Below are 24,296 nucleotides of genomic sequence, written 5' to 3'. Positions count from 1 at the left end.
TCCCCTCTGGTAGTTGAAAGGGGAACATGCCCAGTTCTCCCAGCCGTTGCACGTCTGTGCGACGCGCTCGGTCGATTCGGCCGGTTCAGTCCCGTTCGACGCGCTCGGTCACAGCAGCCGTGACGTCAGGAAGGCGAGCAACTCCTCCTTCCGGGAGTTCAGATAGAAGTGGTTCCCCGGGAACGCCCGGACCTCCAGGCCCTCCGTCGTGACGTCCGACCACGACGAGAGTGCCTCGACCGGGCACACGGGGTCGCGGTCGCCTCCGCATGCCGTGACGGGAACTTCCAGCCGGTGCAGGTGAGTCGGGCGGTACGCCGCCAGCAGCCCGAAGTCCGCGCGCAGCGCCGGCATGATCATCGGCCGCAGGTCGGGGTGCTCGTAGACGGCCGCGCCCTCGGGATCCAGCAGGCGTACCCGGTCCAGGATCTCGGTGTCGGTCGGGACCGGGCGGGGTGCCTTCTCCTGCGGGAGGCGCGGTCTGGGCCGGCCCGACACGACCAGGTGGGTGAGGGTGCGGCCGGGGACGTCCCGCAGTCGGCGGGCCACCTCGTACGCCACCGACGACCCCATGCTGTGGCCGAAGAACGCCAACGGCAGGTCGTTGGGGAGCTCGACCCGCAGGGCCGCCGTGATCGCGTCCGCCAGCTCCTCCAGGGTGGCCGGGCACGGGTCGCGCAGCCGGTCCTGGCGGCCCGGGTACTGCACGGACACGACCTCGATCTCCGGGGGCGTCAGCGTCGCCCAGGCGTGGTAGGAGACCGCCGCTCCGCCCGCGTGCGGGAAGCACACCAGCCGGACCTTCGCCCCGGGCGCGCGCACGCCCCTGAACCACCGGGTCCGTACGTCCGGGACGGTCATGACTCCGCCTCGAACTCGGACAGAAGCGCGTCCAGGGCGCTGTCCGCGGCACCGTTGCGCTTCAGCTCGCAGATCTGGGTCGTCATGTCCTTCAGTGTGACCGGTTCGAGGAACAGCTGGATCGGCACCTCGATGCCCAGCTCGTCACGGAGCCTTCCGGTCAGGTGCACGGCCGTCAGCGAGTCGCCGCCCGCCTCGAAGTACGTCTGCGCGAGGTCGGCGGCACTGTTGAGGTCCAGCGCCTCGATCACCAGCGCGGCCACCTCGGCCTCCAGCGCGTCGTCCGGGGCGGGCGACGAGGGGGCCCCGGGCGCCTGCGTCTCCTCTCCCGCGGGCTTCCGCAGGGTCAGCGCGCCGTAGCTCTCGCCCGCGAAGGGGTACGTCGGGATCCGCACCCGCCGTACCGCACCGTCCGGGGCCGGCCACGTCACCTCCTCGCCCCTCAGCCATGCCTCGCCGAGCGGGTCGGACGCCGTGTCCCGGTGGCCTTCCGCCAGTGCCGTGAGCTTGTCGGCCGCCTCCCGTGCCTCGCCGGCCACCACGTACGCGCGTACGGGCATCGCGACCCGGCCGGTGCGCAGGGTGTGGGCGACATCGGCCAGGGAGGGCGCGTCCGCCGCCCGCAGGCGCGCCGCCAACCGTTCGGCGAGGACGGCGAGTTGAGCCTCGGTACGGGCCGACAACGGCAGGACCGCCGGATGCCCCGCGGAACCCGCCCGAGCCGGCCGCGGGGGCGCCTCCTGCACCACCACATGCACGTTCGTGCCGCCGATACCCACCGACGTCACGCCCGCCAGCCGGGGCAGGCCCTCCCGGCTCGGCCACTGCTCCGCCTCGGTCACCAGCCGCAGCGGCGACCGGTCGAGGGCGGCGAGCGGGCTGGTGACGTCCACCGTGGGCGCCAGCGTCGCGTGCTCCAGCATCAGGATCGTCTTGATCAGCGCCGCCGCCCCGGCCGCCGCGTCCGCGTGCCCGATGTTCGACTTCACCGAGCCGAGGCCGATGCCGGCGCCGTCCGCGAAGGCCGCGCTCGCCGCCTCCAGCTCGATCCGGTCTCCCAGCTCCGTCCCCGTCCCGTGCGCCTCCAGGTACTGCGCCGCCGACGGCTCCAGCCCCGCCGCCGCCCACGCCTCCGCGATCGCGGCCGTCTGCTGGTCGACCCCCGGAGCGGTGAAACCGACCTTCCCGGCACCGTCGTTGGTGACCGCCGTGCCCCGGATCACCGCGCGCACCGGGTCGCCGTCGGCCAGCGCGTCCGCCAGCCGGCGCAGCACCAGCACGCCCACTCCGCTGCCGGGCACCGTGCCGGCGGCCTTCTCGTCGAAGGGGCGGCAGCGGCCGTCGGGCGAGAAGATCCCGCCCTGGTAGTGGACGTAGCCCTGCCTGCGCACACTGCCGATGGCCACGCCGCCCGCGAGCGCGGTGTCGCACTCGCCGAGCAGCAGGGCCTGGACGGCCAGGTGGACCGCCGTCAGCGAGGTCGAGCAGGCCGTCTGGACCGTCATGCTCGGGCCGTCCAGGCCCAGGCGGTAGGAGATCCAGGGCGCCAGGAACTCGCGGTCGGTGAGGATGCGGACCTGAAGGGCGCCGATCGACGCCGCGAGCGCCGCATCCGTGCCGGCCGCCAGCGCGTGTTCCGTCGGGCTGCCGCCCACGTACACGCCGGTACGGGACGGGCCCGCCGCGGCAGCGGCGGGTGTCGCGGTCAGCGGGGCGCGGCCCGCGTCCTCCAGCGCCGACCAGGCGGTCTCCAGCAGCACCCGGTGCTGCGGGTCGAGCGCCGCGGCCTCGGTGCGGTTGAAGCCGAAGAGGTCCGCCTCGAAGCGGTCCGCGTCCTCGAGCCGGCCCTGCGCGGGCACGTACGCGGGATTGCGCAGCTCCGCCGGGTCCGCCCCGTCGGACAGCAGTTCCTTCTCGGTGAGGGTGGACAGGGAACAGACCCCGTCGCGCAGGTTGGCCCAGTACGTGTCGAGGTCGGGGGCGCCGGGGAAGCGCCCGCTCATCCCCACGACGGCCACCGCGGACTCAAGGTCGTGCGGTGCGGCTTCCTCGGTCGTCATCGTGTAGTGCCTTTCCTGGAACGGAGCTTGTGCAGGGCCGCCCGGCGGTCTTCGCCGCGCCGGGCGGCCTCCTCGCGGGGTGCGGCCCGCTCGGCCGTACTGTCGAGATGGGCCGCCACCGCGGCGACCGTCGGGTGGCGGAACAGGTCGACCAGGGTGAGCTCCCGGTACTCGGGGTGCTCCTGGAGCGCCGCCAGCACGGCCAGCAGGCGTACCGAATTGCCGCCCAGATCGAAGAAGTTGTCGTGCACGCCGACCCGGTCCAGGGTCAGCACCCGCTGCCAGACCCCGGCCACGCGCCGCTCCGCCGCGCTCCTCGGAGCGGCGTACGACTCGCTCAACTCGGGGCGTGACGAAGGCGGTTCGGGCAGCCGGGACCGGTCGATCTTGCCGGAGCGGTTCAGGGGCAGCTCCGGCAGGCGTACGAAGATCTCCGGGACCATGTAGCCGGGGAGCCGCCCGGCCAGGTGGGCCCGCAGCGCCGCGTCCGGCACCTGGGCGGTGGCCACCAGGTACGCCACCAGCCGCTGCTCGGCACCCTCCCCGCGCACCGCCGCCGCGGCGACCGTGACCTCCGGATGACCCGCCAGCAGGGCCTCGATCTCGCCGAGCTCGATCCGGTAGCCGCGCAGCTTCACCTGCGAGTCGCCCCGGCCGAGGTAGTGCAGGACGCCGTGCGCGTCGACACGGCACAGGTCGCCGGTGCGGTACATACGGCTGCCGGGCGGACCGTACGGATCGGCGACGAATCGCTCGGCGGTCATCCCGGGCTGCCCGATGTAGCCGCGGGCCAGGGTGGCGCCGGCGACGTAGAGCTCGCCGGTCACACCGACCGGGACCGGGCGCAGCCGGCGGTCCAGGACGTACGCGCGGGAGCCGGGGACGGCGTGGCCGATCACCACGGGCTCGCCCGGCCGCAGCTCGGCGGTGGTGGAGTACACCGTGGCCTCGCTGGGGCCGTACGCGTTGACGATCCGGCGGCCCGCCTCACCGAGCCGCTCGACCAGTTCCGCCGGACACGCCTCGCCGCCGACCGCGAGGGTGCGCAGCTCGGGCAGGGCGCCCGGCGTGCGGGGCAGGGTCATCGCGGCGGACGGCGGCAGGAAGACGTAGGTGATACGGGAGTCCCTGAGCCGTGCCTGGAGCGCCTCGCCGAGGCGCTCGTCCTCCTGCGCGATGTGCAGCTCGGCGCCCGCGACCCAGGGGAAGAACAGGTCGGACACGGCCACGTCGAAGCCGAACGACACGAACTGCAGGACGCGGTCCGTCTCGGTCACCGGGAACACGGGGCGTACGTTCACCGCGAGGTTCAGCAGGGCGCGGTGCTCGACCGCCACGCCCTTGGGGACGCCGGTGGAGCCGGAGGTGTACAGGACGTAGGCGAGGTCGCCGGGGGCGCAGGGTACGGGGGTGGCCGGAGCCGGGGCGTCCGTGTCCCCGTCCACGCGGAGTTCCGGTACGTCCGTGCCGGCCAGGCCCGTTGTCCTCGCCGCCGTCAGCAGCAGTGACGTGCCGGAGTCGGTGACCATGTAGGTCAGGCGGGCGGTGGGGTGCGCCGGGTCCAGCGGTACGTACGCGGCGCCTGCGCGCAGGACCGCGAGGGCGGCGACGGCCATCTCCGGGCCACGGGGGAGGAGCAGGCCGACTCGGTCTCCCCGGCGTACGCCGTGTGTCTGCAGTCGGGCTGCGAGGGTGTCGGCGCGGGTGAGGAGTTCGCGGTAGGTGAGGCGTAGGTTGCCGCAGACGAGGGCGGTGGCATCCGGCTGTTCGGCTGCGCGGTCCGCCACGAGGTCTGGGACCAGGCGCGCCTCGGGGGGTGCCGCGCTTTGTTGGGGCGCGTTGGTGCCCAGGGCGATCAAACGTTCATGCTCGTCCGCCGGGAGCATGTCGATGTTCGACACCGGCGAGTCCGGCCGGTCCAGCAACCCCTCCAGCAGCGTCTCGAAGCACCGCACCCACCGCCGTACCGTCTCCGCCTCGAACAACGCACTGCGGTAGATCAGATACGCGGCGAGATCCTCCCCCCACCGCTCCACCTGTAGATGGAAGTCGAACTTCGCGGTGTCCAATCCCACATGAACCCGCTCGACCTCCGCCCCCGCCAGCCGCAGGCTCAGCTCGGTGTCGTCGTCGTAGCCGAAGACCACCTGGACGACCGGGTCGTGGCTGATCTCGCGGGCCGGGGCGACCGCGTTCACGACCGCCTCGAAGGGGGCGTCCTGGTACGGCTGGGACTCCAGCAGCGCCGTGCGCAGGCGGTCGATGAGCTCGTGGTACGACGGGTCGCCGGACAGGTCGACACGCAGGGCCAGGGTGTTGGTCAGCATGCCGACCAGGTCCTGGAGCTCGGGGCGGTCCCGGCCGGAGACGGGGAAGCCGATCACCAGGTCCTCGGCGCCGGACAGGCGGCTGACGAACGCGGCGTATGCGGCGAACACCGCCATGAACGGCGTACCGCCGCGCGCCCGGGCGGTTTCGGCGATCCGCTCACGCACCGCGGCCGGCAGGGTGAACCGTTCGGTGCCGCCCGCCGCCGTGCGGACCGCCCCGCGCGGCCGGTCCAGCGGGAGCGGGACCGTCTCGGGGGCGCCGCGCAGCCGGTCGGCCCAGTGGGACACGGAGCGCGTGTACTCCCCGTTCGCCTGGCGCTCCCGCTGCCAGGCCGCGAAGTCACCGAACTGCAGGGGCAGGTCGGGGAGGGCGTGCGCCAGGTTCTTGGTCTCGTTCTCGTAGGCGGTGGACAGTTCGCGCAGCAGCACGCCCAGTGACCAGCCGTCGCAGACCAGATGGTGGGCCACCAGCAGAACGCGGTGGCTGCCGTCGGCGAGGGCGTAGACCGTGCAGCGCAGGAGCGGGCCGGTCTCGGGGGCGAAGGGGCGGGCGGCCTCGGCGTGCATCCGGGCGTCCACGTCCGCCGCCGGGACGGCCCGTTCGACCGTCACCGCGGCGCGTGCCGAGGCCGCGACGATCTGTACGGCCGTACCGTCCGGCGCCGTCCGCACCACCGTGCGCAGCGACTCGTGCCGCGCGACCAGGCTGTCCAGCGCGCGGCCGAACGCGGCCACGTCGAAGGGGCCGTGCACGGCGTAGGCGGCGGGCACGTTGTACTGCGCGGTGCCCGGGTTCATCCGGTCCAGGACCAGCAGCCGGCTCTGGGCGTCGGAGGCCGGGAACTCGTACTCCCCGACCTCGGGCTCTGTTTCAGCGTCCAACGGTTCGTTCCCCCTGTATCGCGTTCTCCACGGCCGCGGCGATCTCGCCGATGTGCCCCGGGGTGAGCACATCGCTGTGCTCGCAGTCCAGTTCGTACACGTCCACCCCCGCCGCGCAGGCCTGCCACGCCTCGCGCTTCTCCTCGGTCGTCGCCTCCGAGGCGCGGGTCGCCGAGAAGAGGGTCACCCGGCCGTCGTACGGCGACGGCCGCCAGGAGCGGGCCATCCCGATGTACCGCTCCATGGCGTCGACCAGCGTGCCGAGCCGCCGTTCGTCGAGGTCGGCGAAGAGCGCGCTGTGCGCGTGGACGCGTGCGACGACCTCCGCCCGCTCCAGCGGCCCGGGACCGGCCGGAACGCCGGGCAGCGCGTTGCGCAGCAGGTTGCCCAGCGCCACCTGTTCCACGACCGCCGGGTCCAGCGGCACCCGCGCCACCTCGGCCGGCTTGGGCATCGAGTCCAGGACGGCGACCAGCGCGACCTCCTCGCCGGCCGCACGCAGCCGTACGGCGAGTTCGTGCGCGAAGGGCCCGCCGAAGGAACGGCCCAGCAGCAGATACGGTCCGTGCGGTCGCACCGCCCGGATGCGCGGCACGTAACGCTCGGCCAACTCCGCGAGCGACTGCGGGAGTCGTTCGCCGTGCAGTACCGGCGTCTGCAACGCGTACACCGGCCGGCCGGGGGCGAGGTGCGGCAGCAGCGCCGCGTACGCCCAGCCGAGGCCCAAGCCGGGGTGCAGGCAGAACAGCGGGGCAAGGTCGCCCTCGCCCCGCAGGGTGAGCAGCGGGGCGTACGCGTCCTCGCCCTCCTCGCCCTCCTCGCCCTCCTCGTCCTGCACCGGCCCTGTCGTGAGGCGCGCGGTGAGCGCTGCCGGTGTCGGCGCCTCGAACAGCGTGGCGGGCGACAGCCGGGTACCGAGCTCCGCCTCGATTCGCGCGGTCAGGCGCAGGGCGAGCAGCGAGTGGCCGCCGTGTGCGAAGAAGTCGGCGTCGGGGCCCAAGGCGTCCACCCCGAGGACCTGGCCGAACAGTGCGCACAGCCGCTGCTCACGGCCCGGCCGGGCGATCCTGCCGTGGCCCCGGCGCCCGTGCTCCGGCTCGGGCTCGGGCAGCGCGGCCCGGTCGACCTTGCCGTGCGCGGTCAGCGGTACGGCGTCCAGCCGCGCCCACGCCGACGGCATCAGATGGGCGGGCAGGGTGCGCGCCGCGTGCTCCCGTACGAGGGCCAGGTCGCCGCCCACGACATACGCGACGAGCCTCCTGCCGCCGTCCGGCCCCGGGCGCGCGGCGACCACGGCCCGCTCCACGCCGGGGCAGCCGGCCAGGGCCGCCTCCACCTCGCCGGGCTCGATCCGGAAGCCACGCACCTTGACCTGGTCGTCGGACCGGCCGATGAACTCCAGCTCCCCGTCCGGGAGACGGCGCACCAGGTCGCCGGTGCGGTACATGCGCGTGCCGGGCGGCCCGTACGGGTCGGCGACGAAGCGCTCGGCGGTCCCGCCCGGACGGTTCAGATAGCCGTGGGCGAGCCCCGCCCCGGCGACGTACAACTCGCCCACCGCGCCGTCCGGCACAAGGCGCAGGAGGCGGTCGAGGACGTAGGCGCGGGTGTTGTCGAGGGGGCGTCCGACGGGCACGGAACCGCCGACCTCGCCGGTCACCCGGTGGGCGGTGGCGAACACCGTCGTCTCGGTGGGGCCGTACCCGTTGACCACCCGTGTGCCGGGGCACCGCTCCCGCACGCGCCGGACCGCCTCCGCCGCCAGGACGTCGCCGCCCGCCCACACCTCGCGCACCCCGCCCAGCACCTCGGGCGCGATCTCGGCGACGGTGCGCAGGAGTTCGGCGGTGAGCCACAGCGCGGTGACCCGCGCCTCGGGCAGCAGCCGCTTGAGCAGGTCGGGAGTGACGGGACCGGGCGGGGCGACGACGACCGTGCCGCCGTTCAGCAGGGGCACCCAGGTCTCGTAGGTGGCGGCGTCGAAGGTGTGCGGACTGTGGAGGAGGACGCGCTCGTGGGCGCCGCTCGCGAAACGGGAGTCGGCGGCCAGTTCGACGACGGCCCGGTGGGGGGTGACGATGCCTTTGGGTTCGCCCGTCGAGCCGGAGGTGTACATCACGTAGGCGGCCGATTCGGGGTGCACGGTCGCGGTCGGCGGTGCGGCGAGGTCCGCCGGTCCGGGGTTCAACAGCCGTACGTGTCCGGGTAGTCGTACGTCCGTGGTCGCGATCGCCACCCCCACGCCCGCCGCCCCCACCAGCGCCGCCAGCCGCCCGGCCGGCGCCCCCGGATCCAGCGGCAGACAGCACGCGCCCGCCTTCAGCACCGCCAGCTGCGCCACGACCATGGCGACGGACCGGGCAAGCGGCAGCGCGACCGTGTCGCCGGGCCGCACGCCCGCCTCGCGCAGCCGCCCCGCCAGCCGGTCGGAGGCCGCGTCGAGACCGCCGTACGTCAGCACCTCGCCGTCCGACTCGACGGCCGGTGCCTGTGGCGTACGGGCCGCCTGCTCGGCGAACCGCCCGGTGATGCTCAGCGTCTCCGGCAGCGGCCGCACCGAGCCCTCCGCCAGGTGGAGCAGGTGCCGCCGCTCCTCCCGGGGAAGGACGTCGAGCCGGTCGGCCGGGGTGCCGTGCGCGGACGTCAGCGCCTCGAAGGCGCGCTCCAGGCGGGCGGCGACCGTGGCCGCCGGGATGCCCCGGCGGCAGCTCACCCGCAGCAGCATCCGTTCCCCGGCGACGACGGCGACCGTCACCGGGTAGTGCGTCGCGTCCCGCGTCCCGACCAGCTCGACGGCAGGTGCGGGGCCTTCCGGCCGTGGGAAGTTCTCGAACGCCAGGACCGTGTCGAAGAGTTCGCCCACTCCGGCCGCCCGCTGCACCTGCGACAGCCGCACGTGGTGATACGCCGCCAGCCGCAGCTGCTCGTCCTGCACGCGGGCGAGCAGCTCGTCGACGCCCTCTCCGGAGCGCAGCCGGATCCGCACCGGCAGGGTGTTGATGAACAGCCCCACCATCCGCTCGACGCCGGGCAGATCGTGCGGCCGCCCGGAGACGACCGCGCCGAACACCAGGTCCTCGGCGCCGGTCAGCCGGGCCAGCACCAGGGCCCAGGCGGTCTGCGCCACGGTGTTGACGGTGACGCCGGCCTGCGTGGCCCGCCGGGTGATCGCCGAGGTCAGCTCCGGGGTCAGCTCCAGGTCGACCGTGTCCTGCGGGCCGTCGGGCCCGGCCGGAGACAGCAGCGCGGGGCGCGACAGCCCGTCCAGGGCGTCACGCCAGGCGGCCTCCGCACGCGCCTGGTCCTGGCCGTTCAGCCAGACCAGGTACTGCTTGAAGGGCACGGCGGGCGGCGGCTCGGCGGCCCCCGCCGTCAGCGCCTCCAGATCCCGCGCGAGCAGCGGCAGCGACCAGCCGTCCAGCAGGATGTGGTGGACGGTCAGCAGGAGGTCCCCGCCCCCGTCGTGCCGGACCAGCGTGGCCCGCACCAGCGGAGGCCGGGCCGGATCGAACCGGCGCTCGCGGTCCTCGGCCATGAGCCGGGCGATCTCCGCCTCCGTCTCGTCCGGCGTGCGCCCCGTGTGGTCGGTCTGCGTCCACGGCACCCTCACCGCACGCGGAATCACCTGCACCGGCCGCTCGACCTGCTCGTGCCGAAAGCACGCCCGCAGATTCGGGTGCCGCTCCAGCAGCGCGGCCAGCCCGGCCCGCAACGCCTCCGCCGTGACGCCGGGCGCGATCCGGAACCGGGCCTGCACCAGATACGGGTCGGGGCGCTCGGGGTCGCGCAGGGAGTGGAAGAGCAGACCTTCCTGGGCGGGGGAGAGCGGCAGTACGTCCGCGATACGGCCGCCCATCAGCCGTCCCCCTCGTCGTCCGGGTCGTCGAACGCCAAGTCGCCCTCCAGCAGGGCCAGCTGGTCCGACGACAGCTCCACCAGCGGGAAGTCGGAGCTGGTGTGGCCGCCCGTGCCGTCCCGGCGGGCGTGCTCGACCAGCACCTCGATCGCCTCGCACCACAGCCGGGCCAGCTCCAGCACCTCCTGCTCGCCGAGCACCCCGCGCCCGTACGAGAACCCGGCGCTCAGACACAGCCGCCCGCCGTCCCGCTCCACGACCAGCGCGTCCACCTCCACCGCGTGCCCGAGCGGCAGCGCCTCGGCGGACATGCCGAGCAGCTCGCCGTCGGCCGTGTCGCCGCCGGAGAACCGGCCCAGGTAGTTGAAGCGCAGGTCGGGGACGGGCAGCGCGGCCAGCTTCGGCGCGGTGTCCGGGTTGAGGTGCCGCAGCAGACCCCAGCCGAGGCCGCCCGACGGGACCGCCCGCACCTGCTCCTTGACCTGCTTGAGCGCCTCACCGGCCGCGTCCCGCGCCGGCTCCCAGAAGCCGGGGCCCAGCGCGGCGCCCGCGTCCAGGCGCACCGGGTACTGGGTGGTGAACCAGCCGACGGTGCGCGAGACGTCGGCGGGCCGGGAGAGCGTCTCACGGCCGTGTCCCTCCAGGTGGACCAGCAGGCCCGTGCCCGCACCGCGCTGCCGTACCGCCGCCGCGGCCAGCGCCGTCAGCAGCACGGCGTCCGGGCCGCAGTGGAAGGCCTCGGTCACCTCGGACAGGGCCGCCTCGGTGACCTCGGGCGTCAGCTCGACGCTGAGCACCGCCCGGCGCGCCCCGGCACCCCGCCCGCCCGCGATCCGCGCGTCCGGGCCGCTCAAAGTCCGCTCCCACCAGGCCGACTCCGTGTCGGCCAACTCGGGCCGCGCCGCCTCCCACGCCAGCAGCCGGGCCCAGCGCGCGAAGGACGTGCCGGGCGGCTCCGGCAGCCGCTCCCCGGCCAGCCCGGCCGCGAGCTCCGGCCCCAGCAACCGCCAGGACACCCCGTCCACGGCCAGATGGTGCACCGTCAGCAACAGCAGCCCCGGCCGTCCGGACCCGGCGTCCAGCCAGGCGGCCCGCAGCATCTCCCCCTGCTCCGGATCGAGCCGCACGGACGCCGCCAACTCCTCGGCCAGTTCCCGCGGATCGGCACCGAAGGGCACGTCGAGGCGGTCGACCTCCACATCGGTGACGTCGTCCCCGGGGACCTCCAGCTCCCCCTCCACCAGGCGCATCCGCAGCGCACCGTGCCGCTCGACCAGCCCGCGCACCGCCGCCTCCACGCGCGCGAGGTCCACGTCCGGCGGCACCGGGAAGACCATCGACTGGGTGAACGCCGTCGGGTCCCCGGCCTGTTCGAGCCACCAGCGCATCACCGGGGTGAGCGGGAAGCGCCCCGTGCCGGAGTCCGTACCCTCGTCCTCCCCGAGGTCCGCCGCCTCCCGCGCCGTCAGGGCGAGCGCGGCGGGCGTGCGGGCCGTGAAGACGTCACGCGGCGTGATGCCGAGCCCCGCCCCCGAAGCCCGCCCGGCGAGCTGGATCGCCATGATGCTGTCGCCGCCCAGCCGGAAGAAGTCGTCGTCGGCACAGACCCGTTCGACGCCCAGCACCGCCTCGAACAGCGCGCACAGGGTGACCTCGCGGCCCCCTTCAGGCGCCCGCCCGGAGCCGCTCGGCCGGTCGCCCGGCGCGGGCAGCGCCGCCCGGTCCAGCTTGCCGTTGGGCGCCAACGGCAGCCCGTCCAGCACCACCACGTCGGCCGGCACCATGGCGGCCGGCAGCCGTCCGGCGGCGTACGCCAGCAGCGCGTCCGGCGCGGGCTCGGACCCCGTACCGCCGCCGACGACGTACGCGACGAGCCGCGGCCTGCCCGGCCGGTCCTCCCGTACGACCGCCACCGCCCGCTCCACCGAGGGATGCCCGGTGAGGACGGCCGCGATCTCGCCCGGCTCGATCCGCTGACCCCTGATCTTCACCTGGTCGTCGGAGCGGCCCAGGTACTCCAGCTGCCCGTCGTCCCGGCGGCGGGCCAGGTCCCCGGTGCGGTACATGCGCTCGCCCGGCGCCCCGTACGGGTCGGCGACGAACCGCTCGGCGGTCTGCCCCGCCCGGCCCAGATAGCCGTACGCCACTCCCGGCCCCGCCAGATACAACTCACCGCACACCCCGGCCGGCACCGGTCGCAGGCGCTCGTCGAGGACATACGCGCGCGTGCCCGGGAGCGGGGCGCCGACGGGCGGGGCCGTGCCGTCGCCGGTGAGCGGGCCGGAGACCGTGGCAGCGACGGTGTACTCGGTGGGCCCGTACGCGTTGTGGAACCGCCGCCCACCGACGGCCCAGCGGGCCACCAGCTCCGGCGGGCACGCCTCCGCACCGACGGCCAGCGACCGCAGCTGCGGGTACTCCCCGGTGGGCACGGTCGCCAGCACTGAGGGCGGCAGCAGGGCGGAGGTGATCCGCAGCCCGGTCAGCACGTCCGCCAACTCCTGCCCGGCAAGCGGCCCCTCGGGCGGCACGACCAGCGTCCCGCCCGAGCCGAACGCCATGCACATCTCGCCGACGGAGATGTCGAAGGCGGGCGAGCCGAGCTGCAGGACCCTGGTGTCCGGGCTCAGCGCCATGGCGTCCACGAGCCCCTGCGCGAGGGCGGCCAGTCCGGTGTGCGGGACGACGACGCCCTTGGGGCGGCCGGTGGAGCCGGAGGTGTGGATGACGTAGGCGGGGGATGCCGGGTTCGACAACGCCCTCAAGGGGCGCGGGGCTGTCATCGATTTGCGGCTACCGCCGCGCGGGCGCGACAAGCCACGATGGTGCGGCAGACGATCGACGGCATCAAGTGGCACTTCCAACGAGTCGCTCAGCACCAACACCGGCACATCTGTCTCGAGCGGCACCCCCCGCCCACCCACGACCAGCAGCACTGGGGCCGCATCCTCAAGCGCAAGCCGAACCCGCTCGGCCGGATAGTCCGGGTCCACCGGCAGATAGGCGGCACCAGTCCGCTGCACCGCCAACAGCGCGGGCGCCATCGCGGCAGTTCGGCCCAGCGCGAGGGCCACGATGCGGCCGGGTCCCGCCCCGAACCGGACGAGGTGAGCCGCCAACCTGTCCACTCGGCCGACCAGTTCGGCGTACGTCAGCCGCAGGCCCTCGGATTCCAGCGCGGGCGCGTCAGGCGTGCGAGCCGCCTGCCGGGCCACCAGGTCGGGCAGGGTCAGCGGCTCGGGCGCGGGCCCGCCGGATCCGAGCTCCGCCACTCGGCGCCGGTCGGCATCCGGCACCAGCCCGACCTCGGCGAGCGGCACCTCAGGATCGGCCGTGAACCGCCGCAGCAGCTCCAGATACGCCTCCGTCCAGTGCCGCACGGCGTCCGCGCCGAAGAGTGCCGTACGGATCTCGAAGCTGCCGTCCATCGTGCCGTCGTCGGCGTCCCGGACGATGCCGACCAGGTCGTGCTCGCCGCCGGTGTGGATCCGCTCGGGCTCGCTGAACTCCCGCAGCGCGGCCACGCTGCGCTGCTGGGTGAGGTGCATGAACACCCACTGGAACAGCGGGGAGCGCCCGGCGCTGCGGTCGGGCGCGACCGCGGAGACGATCCGGCCGACCGGCACGTCCGCGTTGGCCATCAGCTCGGGGAAGTCCGCGGCGAACCTGGCCAGCACGTCGGCGAAGGAGTCCCCGGGCCGGATCCGCCAGCGGGTCGGAATGGCGTTCATGACGTACCCGATGACCCGCTCCAGGCCCTTGGCGGTCCGGTTGGCGGTCGGCGTGCCCAGCACCATGTCGTCGGCGCCGGTGAGGCGGTGGGCCAGGACCGCGAAGGCCGCCATCAGGACGACGTAGACGGAGGCGCCGCGTTCGCGCGCCAGTGCCCGTACGGCCCGGGCGGTCGGGGCGTCGACCTTGAACGGAACCTGAGCGATGCCCTCCGCGACGCCGTTTCCGCTGCCCGGCACGGTGAGCGCGCCCGGCGGATCGGCGAGGTAGCGGCGCCAGAAGGCCAGCCGCGCCTCGAAGACGCCGGCCTCCTCCAGCTCGCCCTGCCAGGACGCGAAGTCGGCGTACTGGATGCGGGGCCGGGTCAGCGTCGGCTCCGTACCGGCGCGCAACGCGCGGTGGGCCTCGGCGAACTCGGCCTGGAGCACGTCGAAGGACCACCAGTCGGCGATGACGTGGTGCAGGCTCAGCATCAGCGTGGTCCGCCGGTCGTCCACCGTGACGAACCGGGCCCGCATCAGTGGCTCTCCGGCCAGGTCGAAGGGCCGGCGCCGGAACGTCTCGAAGGCCTCGGCGATGGTGATGCCGGTGCCGCGCAGATCCTCCCGCTCCAGCCGGAAGCGCTCCTCGGGCGGGAAGGTGACGCCGATCGCGCCCGGTTCGCCCTCGATGCGGGCCCGCAGGACGTCATGGTGCGCCCGGACCAGCGTCAGCGCCGTCTCCAGACGGTCCGGGTCGACCGGCTCCACCGTCTCGTCGAAGTGATAGGCACAGCACAGGTTCAGGGCCGGAGTGCCGGGATACAGCGACTCGTACACCCACAGGTCCTCCTGCGCCGGACTGAGCCGCACCGGCCCGTCCCCGTCGCGCGGCGGTACGACCGCCGGGACCAGCCCCACCTGCCCGGACTCCACCAGCCGGCGCATCAGCCGCACCCGCTGCTCACCGCTGAGCGCGCTGAAACGGTCCGCCATCGACGCACCCGAAGAGGCGGTCACGCCACGTCCTCCCGAAGCTCGGCCAGCCGGTGCAGCCCGGCCAGCACCTCCTCGCGGCCGAGGCCGAAGTCCACGAAGCAGGCGACCTCGTCACAGCCCAGCTCGCGCAGATCGGCGAGCATCTTCCGGCAGGTCTCGGCGGAGCCGAGCAGGCTGCCCCAGGTCAGATACCGGTGGAAGGCGAACTCGGCGAGCAGCGCGGTCTGTTCCTCGGTGAGCTCCGCCGTCGCCCTGTCGGCCGTGCGGTTGGCCGTGGTCTGCCGGACGTACGACCGCAGATACCGCTTGAGCGGTTCGGCGGTCAGCCGCCGCGCCTCCTCGTCGTCCGCGCCGACGTACGTGTGCGCCATCAGCGTCACCCGGCCGTGCGCGTCGGTTCCCCGCTGGTCGGGGGCGGCGGCGCAGGCGGCCCGGTAGCGGTCGATCTTCTCGGCCAGCTCCTCCCGGCTCTGCCCGACGGTCGCCCCGAGGACCCCGGTGCGCAGGCTTCCGGCCGCCTCCCAGGTCGCCGGGTTGCCGGAGGTGGTGAGCCACAGGGGCAGGGTGTCCTGCACGGGCCGGGGCTGCGGCAGGACGGAGACCGAGGTGCCGGTGCCGTCGGAGAACTCGGCGGGCTCGCCCGCCCACAGGCGGCGCAGCAACGGGATGTCCCGCATGGTCCGCTCGCGGCGGCCCTCGTAGTTGCCGGGCGCGAGGACGAAGTCGGCGGAGTGCCAGCCGGTCGCGGCCGACAGCCCGATCCGGCCGTGCGAGAGGTTGTCGACGACCGCCCAGTCCTCCGCGATCCGCAGCGGATGGTGCAGCGGCAGGATCACGCTGCCCGCCCGGATGTTGATCCGCTCGGTGGCCACCGCCAGCGCCGCGCTGAGCACCGGAGGGCTCGGGAACACCTGCCCCACCTGCTGGAAGTGCCGCTCGGGCGTCCAGATCGCGTGGAAGCCGAGCCGGTCCGCGGTGCGGGCGACGGCGAGGATGTCGTCGTAGGCCTCGCTGTGCCGCGGCGCGTCGGTGTCGCGGGCGCCGGCGGGGGTGTCGGCGCCGAAGAACATCACGCTCAGGTCCATGGCACCTCCTTCTCACTCGTGTCGGTACGGCTGTCGCGGCCGGGCTGCCGGGGAACGCGCGGTCGGCGCGGAATGGGGGCCGGTGCCGCGCTCGCCCCGGCGGGTGCCCGCTCCAGCTCGGCGGCGAGGGCGGCGACGGTGGGCGAGGTGAACAACTGGGCGGCCGTCACCGTGCGCCCGGCGCCGGTGAGGCGGGCGGCGACCCGTACCGCGCGCAGGGAGTTGCCGCCGAGCCGGAAGAAGTCGTCGTCGGGACCGATGTGCCGCACGCCCAGCACCTCCGACCAGACGGCGGCGATCTCCCGGTGCAGGGCGGAGTCCGCCGGGCCGCCCGCGGTGCGCTCGGGGGTGAGGACCGCGTCCCGGGCCGCGTCCGCGCGCCGGGGAGGTTCGGGCAGCGGAAGCCGGGACAGCGGTACGTCCGGCTCGGCGGCCGCCGCGCGCAGTGCCGCGACGACCGCGTCCGCCAGCCAATCGACGAACTCCGGCTCCAGACACGACGTCCGGTACTCGAAGACCAGCGTCATCCCGTCCGGCGCGCCCGACGGCCCGTGGTCGTCGGTGACGTCGACGAGCAGCTCGAACCGGGCCGTACCGGTACGCAGCGGCTCCACCCCGGACTCGGCGCCGGGCAGCTCCACCTCGGCCCGGGCGTTGTTCTGCAACGCCAGCACCACCTCGGTGAACGGCTGCCGCCCGGGCGGCCGTACGGGACCCAGCGCGTCCACGACCTCCTCGAACGGCACGTCCTGGTGGACGAAGGCGTCCAGTGCCGTCTCCCGGGTACGGGCGAGCAGCTGCCGGGCGGTGGGATCACCGGAGGCGTCGGTGCGCAGCACCAGCATGTTGACGAAGAACCCGACGACGTCCTCGACCGTGCCGTCGCCGCCGCGCCCGGCGATCGGCGAGCCGACCGCGAGATCCTCGCCCGCGCCGGCCCGCACCAGCGCGCAGGCGAGCGCGGCGTGCAGGGCCATGAACAGCGTCGCCCCCTCCGCCCGCGCCGCATCGACGATCCGGGTGTGCGCGCCCGCGTCCAGCCGCCGTACGACGGTGGCGGCCTCCCGCCCCGGCACGGCGGACCGTCCGGGACGGCGGGGGAGCAGCGGGCCACCGGCCGGAAGTCCCGCCAAAGCCTTGCGCCAGTAGGCGAGTTGGGCTGCGGCGAGGGAGCCGGGATCGTCCGCCGAGCCGAGCCGCTCCTGCTGGCTCCGGGCGAAGTCGGCGTACGGCACGGGCAGCGGGATGAGCTCCGGGACGCGGCCGGCGGCCCGGGCGGCGTAGGCACGCGACAGGTCCCGGAACAGCGGGGGCAGGGACCAGCCGTCACCCGCGATGTGGTGCAGGACGAGGAGGAGGGCGTGCTCGCGCGGCCGGTCCCGGACGGTGAACAGCACGGCGTGCAGGAGGAGTTCGGCGGCGAGGTCGAAGCGGTGCCGGGCGGCCGCCGACACGGCCCCCGTCAACTCGTCGGCCGTGACCTCGACCTGCCTCAGCCGAGGCACCGCTTCGGCACCCTTCAGCACCCGCTGCGCCGGCTCGCCGCCCCTCGCCACGAACACGGTGCGCAACGCCGTCTGCCGGGCGGCCACGTCCCCGAGCGCCGCCCGCAGGGCCTCGGGATCGATCTCGCCGCTCAGCCGCACCAGCACGGGCAGCGTGTAGGCGGTGCCCGCGTCGACCCGGTCCAGGAACCACAGGCGGCGCTGGGCGTACGACAGGGGCAGCGCGTCGCGGCCCGGGAGAGGGGCGGGTGCGTCGCGGTCCGGGGGAAGGGCGGACGCGGCGACCCGGTCGTCCTGCTCGGCCTTCTCCACCTGCGGCGCCAGCGCCCCCGGCGTCCGGCACTCGAACAGCGTCCGTACGCCGACCCGCGCGCCCAGCGTCAGCTGGATCCGGCCCAGCAGCCGCGCCGCCGTCAGCGAGTTGCCGCCCAGGCCGAAGAAGTCGTCGTCGGGGCCGACGGACGCCACCCCCAGCACCTCGGAGAACAGCCCGCACAGCGTCTCCTCGACCGCGCCGGACGGCTGCCGTCCGGTCGCCGAGGCGAGCGAGCCGGTGAGCGGCCCGGGCTCCGGCAGGGCGGCGCGGTCCAGCTTGCCGTTGGGGGTCAGGGGCAGGGCGTCCAGGAGCACGAAGGCGGCCGGGACCAGGTAGTCGGCCAGCACGCGAGCGGCGTACTCACGCAACTCGCCCTCATCGAGTGCCGGTTGATGCCCTTCGCGCGGGACCACGTACGCGACCAGTCGCTTCTCACCCGTGGCGTCGGGACGCGCCACGACGGCGGCCCGGACGACGCCCGGATGGCCCGCCAACACCGTCTCCACCTCGCCCGGCTCCACCCGGAACCCGCGGATCTTCACCTGGGCGTCGGCCCGCCCCAGATACTCCAGCACCCCGTCCGCCCGGCGCCGCACCAGGTCCCCGGTGCGGTACATCAGCTCCCCGGCGGGCCCGTACGGGTCGGCCACGAACCGCTCGGCGGTCAGCCCGGGACGACCGCAGTACCCGAGGGCGACGCCCGCCCCCGCGGCGTACAGCTCACCGGTCTCCCCGTCCGCGACGGGCCGCAGCCGCTCGTCGAGCACCCGGAGCCGTTTCCCGGCCAGCGGACGGCCGATCGGCACCGGCCCGCCGTCCCGCACCTCCTCGGCGGTGACCGGATGGACGGTCAGGAACACCATGCCCTCGACCGGGCCGTAGCCGTTGCTCAGCCGCAGCCCGGGGTGGCGCTCCAGGGCGCGGGCCGCGTGCGCGGGCGACAGCGGTTCGCCTCCGACGATGAGTTCGCGTACGCCGGCCAGCGCCCGCGGGTACTCGTCGACGATCACGTGGAACAGGGAGGCGGAGAGGTAGACGGATGTGACGGCGTGCCTGTCGACCAGGCCGGCCATCACCACCGGGTCGGGGCGCTGCCCCGGGTGCAGCACGCACAGGCCGCCGCCGAGCAGCGGGCCCCACAGCTCCATCGCGAACGCGTCCCAGGACACCGGGGAGCACTGCAGCCACACCGCGCCGGTCCCGAAGGAGGCGAAGTCCTGCCCGGTGAGGGTGCCGGTGATCGCGGCGTGCGGGGCGACGATGCCCTTCGGGCGGCCCGTGGAGCCGGAGGTGAACATCACGCAGGCCGGGTCCTGCGGCCGTACGCGCACAGTGCCGGGCTCGAAGGGCTCGGCCTCCCCGGCGTCCTCCGCCGCGACCAACTCGGCCGAGACCAAGGGAAGTCGGGTATCACGCCGGGACACCACCGCGGCCACCCCCGCGTCCGCCGCCATGCCCCGCAGCCGCTCCGCCGGGAAATCCGGGTCGAGCATCACGTAACCGGCACCGGCCTTGAGGATGCCCAGCAGCGCCACCACCATCTCGGTGGACCGCTCCAGATACACGCCCACCACGGCGCCCGGCCGCACGCCGCGCCGCCGCAGGAGTCCCGCGAACCGGTCGGCGCGCCGGTCCAGTTCGCCGTAGCTCAGCCGCTGTTCGCCGTACACCAGCGCGGTCGCCGCCGGTGTCCGCCGAGCCTGCTGCGCGAAGAGTTCATGCACCCCGTGCAACGCCCCCGTCGCCCCCTTCTCAGGCATCTGCGGCCGTGCGTGCGGGACATATGTCCGTCCAGCGCTCCTCGACATGGGCGAGGCACTCCGCGCGGCTGCTCGCGGTCAGCGCCACTTCCCACCCGTCCGGCACGGCGATCCCGTCGGGCCACAGCGAGAACTGGCCCTGGGCGTTGGTGAGTACGAGGTAGGTGCCGTTCTCGTCCTCGAACGGATTGGTGGTCATGGTCAGCCCTCCACGAGTTCTTTGTTCCCCGGGTTGTCGGGGTTGTCGGGGGTGTCGGGGTCGCCGGGATCGGCGGGGTCGTCAGGCTTCTCCGGGTCGTCGGGATCGCCGGGGCGCCCGGAGTCGTCAAGGATGTCGTCGGGAGCGTCGTCAAGGGTGTCGTCGGGGGAGCCGTCGAGGGATTCGTCGGCGACGTCCGGCAGCAGCGTGTCGATCTCCCGCACCGTGCGCCGGGTCATGCTCAGCACCCCGACCGCGATACCGCACAGGCCCGCGAGGAGCAGCATGGCCGCCATGCCGCTGCCCGGCCCGTCGCCCACCAGCGGACCCAGTACCACGAAGATCCCGGTGCCGTCCGCGGCCAGCGGTTCGAAGACATGGTCGGCGAGCGGCCCGGAGACCCCGGTCGCCAGCGGGACGGAGATCTGCGACAGGAACATCACGGCGCCGAAGACCCGCCCGTGCCACTCGCGCGGAACCTTGGTCTGCACGATCGCCTGCATCACACCGTTGATCATCGGCATCAGCGCCGCGCCCACCAGGATCGCCGCACACCAGCCGACGACTCCGCCCGCGAGCGCCATGGCCACCTGGGCCGACAGGCACATGCCGATGATCCCGAGCAGCATGCCCCGGGCCCGGTTCCTCGGCCCGCTCCAGGCCGCCATCAGCAGCCCGCCCGCGACCCCGCCGACCCCGATCGCGGTGTTGACGCTCGCCAGCGCCGCGGTCTCACCGCCGGACCGCGCCAGCACCATGGGCTGTACGGCGGCGAAGCCGAAGACCATGACCAGGTTGACGACGCAGAACGCCAGCATCAGATCGCGCAGGCTCGGATACCGGAAGAGGAACCGCATCCCCTCGACGGCTTCCGTGACGAGCTTCTTGCGGGGACCGCCCGCCGGCTTCGTGCCGGGACCGGTGTCCCCGCGCAGCCGAACGACCCGTATCGCGGCCAGCGCGAGAGCGAAGCTCACCAGGTCGGCGACGAGGATGACACCGAGCCCGGAGAACGCCACCAGCAGGCCGCCCAGCGCGGGCCCGCCGACGTCCGCCGTACTCTTGGCGCTCGCCAACAGGCTGTTGGCCCGCTGGAGTTGCCCCTTGTCGACCAGCAGCGGCACGGCGGCGCCCAGCGCCGGGAACTGGAAGGCGGCCGCACAGCCGAGCAGCATGACGGCCGCGTAGACCTCCCAGGTGCGCAGCCCGCCGGTGAAGTGCAGCACGCTCAGCAGCGCCACGATCAGCAGCCCGCCACCGTCCGCGAGCTGCAGCGCGCTACGCCGGCGGAGCCGGTCGACGAGGGCCCCGGCGAGCGGGCTCAGCAGCACCTGGGGGAGCAGCGCGCACAGCGACAGCGTGGTCAGCGCCGTGGCCCGGCCGGTGGCCGACCAGGTCTCGTAGACGAAGGCGAACCGCAGGACGGAGTTGCCGACCAGGGACACCGCCTGCCCGCTCCAGACGAGCATGAAGGGCCCCATGCCGGTGAACCGGCCTGGCTTTCCCCCGTCTCGCGCGGTGTCGTCCAGCGAGCGCGCCGAATCGGCCACGTGCGTACCCCCGTCGAATGTGGCTTCCGGTCAGGAACCTTAGTTCGAAACGGCGCAGCGCACAGCCTTGATCACGAAAGGCGTCCGAGTTGCCCCGTGGTTGACGGATGGACTGGCCTCACCAACTGCCGTTTCCCTAGGATGGGTTGTCGGTGAGGTGATCTCCTCGGCCGGCCTGCCCCTGGGGGAACGATGGAGCCTGGAAAGCAGCTGTCCACGTCGATCGACGCCACGGTTCCGACCGCAGCGCGCATGTACGACTACTACCTCGGCGGCAAGGACAACTACGCCTCCGACCGCGCCGCCTGCGAACAGCTGGACAAGGTCGTCCCCAGCACCCGCGCCCTCGCGCTGAACAACCGTCGCTTCCTGCAGCGGGTGGTCCGGACGCTGGCCGAGGACTACGGCATCCGGCAGTTCCTCGACCACGGCTCCGGCCTGCCCACCCAGAACAACGTCCACCAGGTCGCCCAGGCCGTCGACGCGTCCTCGCGGGTGGTGTACGTCGACAACGACCCGATGGTGCTGGTCCACGGCCGCGCCCTGCTGGAGCAGAACGAGAACACCGCCGTCATCCACGCCGACATGCGCGACACCGACGGCATCTTCTCGCACGCCGACACCGAGCGCCTGATCGACTTCTCCCGGCCGGTGGCCGTGCTGTTCAACTCGGTGTTCCACTGCATCCCCGACAGCGAGACCGACGGCCCGCTCGCGGTGGCCCGCCGGGTGCGCGAACGGCTCGCGCCCGGCAGCTACATGGTGATGTGCCAGCTGGTTAGCGAGGACCCCGAGGTCCGCAAGTTCGTCACCGACTTCATGGACCAGGCGACGCAGGGGCACTGGGGCCGGGTGCGCGAGGAGAAGGACGTCGCGGAGTGCTTCGAGGGTCTGGAGATCCTCGAGCCGGGCCTGGTGGAGGTCTCCACCTGGCGCCCCGACACCGAGGTGGCGCCGCGCCAGCTCACCCAGGAGTGGATCGAGTACGGCGGTGTGGGCCGACTGCCGTAGGAGGACTCAGGTCGCCGGGAGGTACCGGGCCTTCGTCTCGCGCAGCCGCTGAAGCGACTCGCGCGGGTTGAGGGCCTCGTCACCCAGCCGGTCCAGGGCGATCCGGTACTCCTCCGTCTCGTCCTGGTCCTCCAGGAAGGCGGCGCTCTTGATGTGCTCCAGATAGACGATGTCCGGCAGATCGACACCGCCGAAGCGCAGATAGGTGACGGGGATGGCGGGCGCGGACGCGTTGGTCACGTCCAGCGGGACGATCTGCACGGTCACATGGGGGAGCCTGGCCATCTCCTCCAGGTACTCGAGCTGCTCGCGCATCACCTCACGGCTGCCCAGCACCCGCAGCAGCACCGACTCGTCGACGATCGCCCACAGCCGGGGCGCGTCCGGCCGGTTCAGCAGCTCCCGCCTGCGCATCCGCAGCTCCACCCGCCGCTGCACCTCACGGGCCGGCGCCGAGGGCAGCCCGCGCTCCACCACGGCCCGGGTGTAGGCCTCGGTCTGCAACAGGCCGGGGACGTACTGGAGTTCAAAGGTACGGATGGCCGTCGCGGCCTCCTGCAGCCCGACCAGCCGGTCGAACCACTCCGGCATCAGCCGCTTGTCATAGCGCTGCCACCACCCCGGCTCGCCGGCCCGTCGCAGCAACTGCAGCAGCAGCGAGGCCTCGTAGTCGTCGGCCCGGTACAGCTTCAGCAGCTCGCGGACATCACCTTCCGTGGGCGGCCGGCGGCCCTTGCCCGCCTCGATGCGCGACAGCTTCGCCGGGCTGAACCCGACCGCGCGCGCCGCCTGGTCCTGGGACAGGCCGACGTCCTCGCGAATACCTGCCAGCTGGACGCCGACCAGCATCTTCAGCAGCGTCGGCGCGGGCTCGGTGCGGGACAGATACGGTTCGAGGCGGGAGATGCGAGGTGACTCGGCGGACATCCTGACTCCCCGTGGACCGGCGTACGACAGACCGCATTATCGCATCCCGCCGCCTCACGCCGCCGGAACCGCGGTAAATGGATGAGTCAACTTCCTTACGGTCGCAGCGTTCTGACTCCCTGCGAGATCGCGTGCAGGTGGGGTGGGTCAGACCAGGTGGTCGAACTCTCCCTCCTTAGCGCCCGCCAGGAAGGCGGCGATCTCGGCGGGCGTGTAGACGAGGGCAGGCCCGTCGGGATGGCGGGAGTTGCGCATCGCGATGCTGCCGTCGCCCAGGGAGGCCACCTCGACGCAGTTGCCCTCGGCATTGCTGTGCCGGCTCTTGATCCAGCGGACGCCCAACGAGCTTGCCCGTACGCCGTTCGGTGCTGTTGGCACTGCACTCTCCTTGCTCACGTTCCGCCACGCGTACGCCGACAGCCCCGGCGGGCCCGGACCGCACCACGTGCTCTGCGTCGGCACCGCGCGCAATTTCCCGTGAAATTGCACGGAGGCGCCGTCGGCGTGGATAATAGCTGTGGCGTCAACTGCTGCGCAGCCGCCTCGTCCTGACCGTGTATCAGGGAGACGTTGTGTCCTTACCTGCATACGAAGGGCTTCGACTGCCCGGTAGCGCTGCGTCACCCACGGGACTGAGCGTGACGCCGGAAGCGCACCCGGGCGCCCCGGGCCGACGTCATCCGACCAAACCCGAGCCCCCGCGCATCCCGCCCCGCGCGGCCGCCCTGCGCCTCACCGGAGCCGAACGGGACTGCGGCCGGGCCCGCGACTTCGTCCGTCGCACCCTCGGCGACTGGGGGCTCGACCACTGCGGCGCCGACGCCCTCGTGGTGGTCACCGAACTCGCCGCGAACGCCGCACTGCACGGCGTGTCGCACTCCGCGGCCCGCTCATCTCGCCACTCCCCGGCCCACCTCCCCGCCCATGGCGACGCCGAGATCTGGCTGCGGCTCAGCATCCGCCGCCCCGCCCACCTGGTCTGCGCCGTGACCGACCCCTGCGACAACCCACCCGTGTACCCGCACGCGAGCGACCCCCTCGACGAGCACGGCCGGGGACTGCGCATCATCGACGCACTGTCCGAACACTGGGGTTGGACCCGGCGGCAGCCCATGGGCAAGACGGTCTGGGCGATGCTCCCGACGGGCCGCGGGGCCTGAGCCGCCGGCCCTCCGGCCGTTGCCGCCCTGCGTCCGCAAATGTGTCCTCACATGTGTCCTCGCGCACGGACATGTGGGTAAGTGC

General features: G+C 73.8%; 13 protein-coding genes. 2 read left to right on the top strand and 11 right to left on the bottom strand.

Going from position 1 to position 24,296, the window contains the following annotated elements; translation table 11 throughout:
• Window positions 1–108: 108 nt before the first annotated feature.
• Genes ACIBAG_RS41275 through ACIBAG_RS41235 form a run of 9 tightly spaced genes read right to left on the bottom strand, consistent with a single transcriptional unit; the run spans window position 109 to window position 21,113 of the window.
• Entirely contained in the window at window positions 109–861 is a 753-nt protein-coding gene (locus tag ACIBAG_RS41275; RefSeq protein ID WP_399112691.1) for a thioesterase II family protein, read from the bottom strand.
• Window positions 858–2,921: a beta-ketoacyl synthase N-terminal-like domain-containing protein gene (locus ACIBAG_RS41270; protein ID WP_399112690.1), complete on the bottom strand. Its 2,064-nt coding sequence runs from the start codon at window positions 2,919–2,921 to the stop codon at window positions 858–860. Before ACIBAG_RS41270 ends, ACIBAG_RS41275 begins: the two co-directional genes overlap by 4 nt.
• The gene (locus ACIBAG_RS41265) at window positions 2,918–6,133 is read right to left on the bottom strand and encodes an amino acid adenylation domain-containing protein (protein ID WP_399112688.1); all 3,216 of its coding nucleotides are present in this window, start codon (window positions 6,131–6,133) and stop codon (window positions 2,918–2,920) included. Before ACIBAG_RS41265 ends, ACIBAG_RS41270 begins: the two co-directional genes overlap by 4 nt.
• Window positions 6,123–9,989, bottom strand: coding sequence for an amino acid adenylation domain-containing protein (locus ACIBAG_RS41260; RefSeq protein ID WP_399112686.1), 3,867 nt, complete (start codon window positions 9,987–9,989; stop codon window positions 6,123–6,125). The genes ACIBAG_RS41265 and ACIBAG_RS41260 overlap by 11 nt, the downstream gene beginning before the upstream one ends.
• The gene (locus tag ACIBAG_RS41255) at window positions 9,989–14,719 is read right to left on the bottom strand and encodes an amino acid adenylation domain-containing protein (RefSeq protein WP_399112684.1); all 4,731 of its coding nucleotides are present in this window, start codon (window positions 14,717–14,719) and stop codon (window positions 9,989–9,991) included. The genes ACIBAG_RS41260 and ACIBAG_RS41255 overlap by 1 nt, the downstream gene beginning before the upstream one ends.
• A complete protein-coding gene (locus ACIBAG_RS41250) occupies window positions 14,716–15,783 on the bottom strand; it encodes a MupA/Atu3671 family FMN-dependent luciferase-like monooxygenase (protein ID WP_399112682.1) in 1,068 nt (355 codons plus the stop codon). The genes ACIBAG_RS41255 and ACIBAG_RS41250 overlap by 4 nt, the downstream gene beginning before the upstream one ends.
• Entirely contained in the window at window positions 15,774–19,364 is a 3,591-nt protein-coding gene (locus tag ACIBAG_RS41245) for an amino acid adenylation domain-containing protein (protein WP_399112681.1), read from the bottom strand. The genes ACIBAG_RS41250 and ACIBAG_RS41245 overlap by 10 nt, the downstream gene beginning before the upstream one ends.
• Window positions 19,357–19,563, bottom strand: coding sequence for an MbtH family protein (locus ACIBAG_RS41240; protein ID WP_399112679.1), 207 nt, complete (start codon window positions 19,561–19,563; stop codon window positions 19,357–19,359). The genes ACIBAG_RS41245 and ACIBAG_RS41240 overlap by 8 nt, the downstream gene beginning before the upstream one ends.
• Window positions 19,564–19,565: 2 nt before the next feature.
• A complete protein-coding gene (locus ACIBAG_RS41235) occupies window positions 19,566–21,113 on the bottom strand; it encodes an MFS transporter (protein WP_399112678.1) in 1,548 nt (515 codons plus the stop codon).
• A gap of 192 nt (window positions 21,114–21,305) precedes the next feature.
• On the opposite strand from ACIBAG_RS41235, the gene ACIBAG_RS41230 reads away from it, so the two are divergent.
• Window positions 21,306–22,124, top strand: coding sequence for an SAM-dependent methyltransferase (locus ACIBAG_RS41230; protein ID WP_399112676.1), 819 nt, complete (start codon window positions 21,306–21,308; stop codon window positions 22,122–22,124).
• A gap of 6 nt (window positions 22,125–22,130) precedes the next feature.
• Here the strand turns inward: ACIBAG_RS41230 and ACIBAG_RS41225 are convergent, their stop codons facing one another.
• Together ACIBAG_RS41225 and ACIBAG_RS41220 are read right to left on the bottom strand one after the other, a co-directional pair.
• Complete coding sequence (locus ACIBAG_RS41225) at window positions 22,131–23,051, bottom strand: helix-turn-helix domain-containing protein (RefSeq protein ID WP_399112675.1); 921 nt, start codon at window positions 23,049–23,051, stop codon at window positions 22,131–22,133.
• Window positions 23,052–23,198: 147 nt separating this feature from the next.
• Window positions 23,199–23,429 (bottom strand): DUF397 domain-containing protein, encoded by a 231-nt coding sequence (locus ACIBAG_RS41220; protein WP_037639776.1) that lies wholly within the window; start codon window positions 23,427–23,429, stop codon window positions 23,199–23,201.
• 260 nt (window positions 23,430–23,689) lie between these two features.
• Here ACIBAG_RS41220 and ACIBAG_RS41215 point away from each other — a divergent pair, with 260 nt between their 5' ends.
• Window positions 23,690–24,211 (top strand): ATP-binding protein, encoded by a 522-nt coding sequence (locus ACIBAG_RS41215; protein WP_399112673.1) that lies wholly within the window; start codon window positions 23,690–23,692, stop codon window positions 24,209–24,211.
• The last annotated feature ends 85 nt before the right edge of the window (window positions 24,212–24,296 follow it).

It is taken from the genome of Streptomyces sp. NPDC051243 (assembly GCF_044455405.1).
Taxonomy (GTDB): Bacteria; Actinomycetota; Actinomycetes; order Streptomycetales; family Streptomycetaceae; genus Streptomyces.
This window is presented reverse-complemented; position numbering and strand designations above follow the sequence as displayed.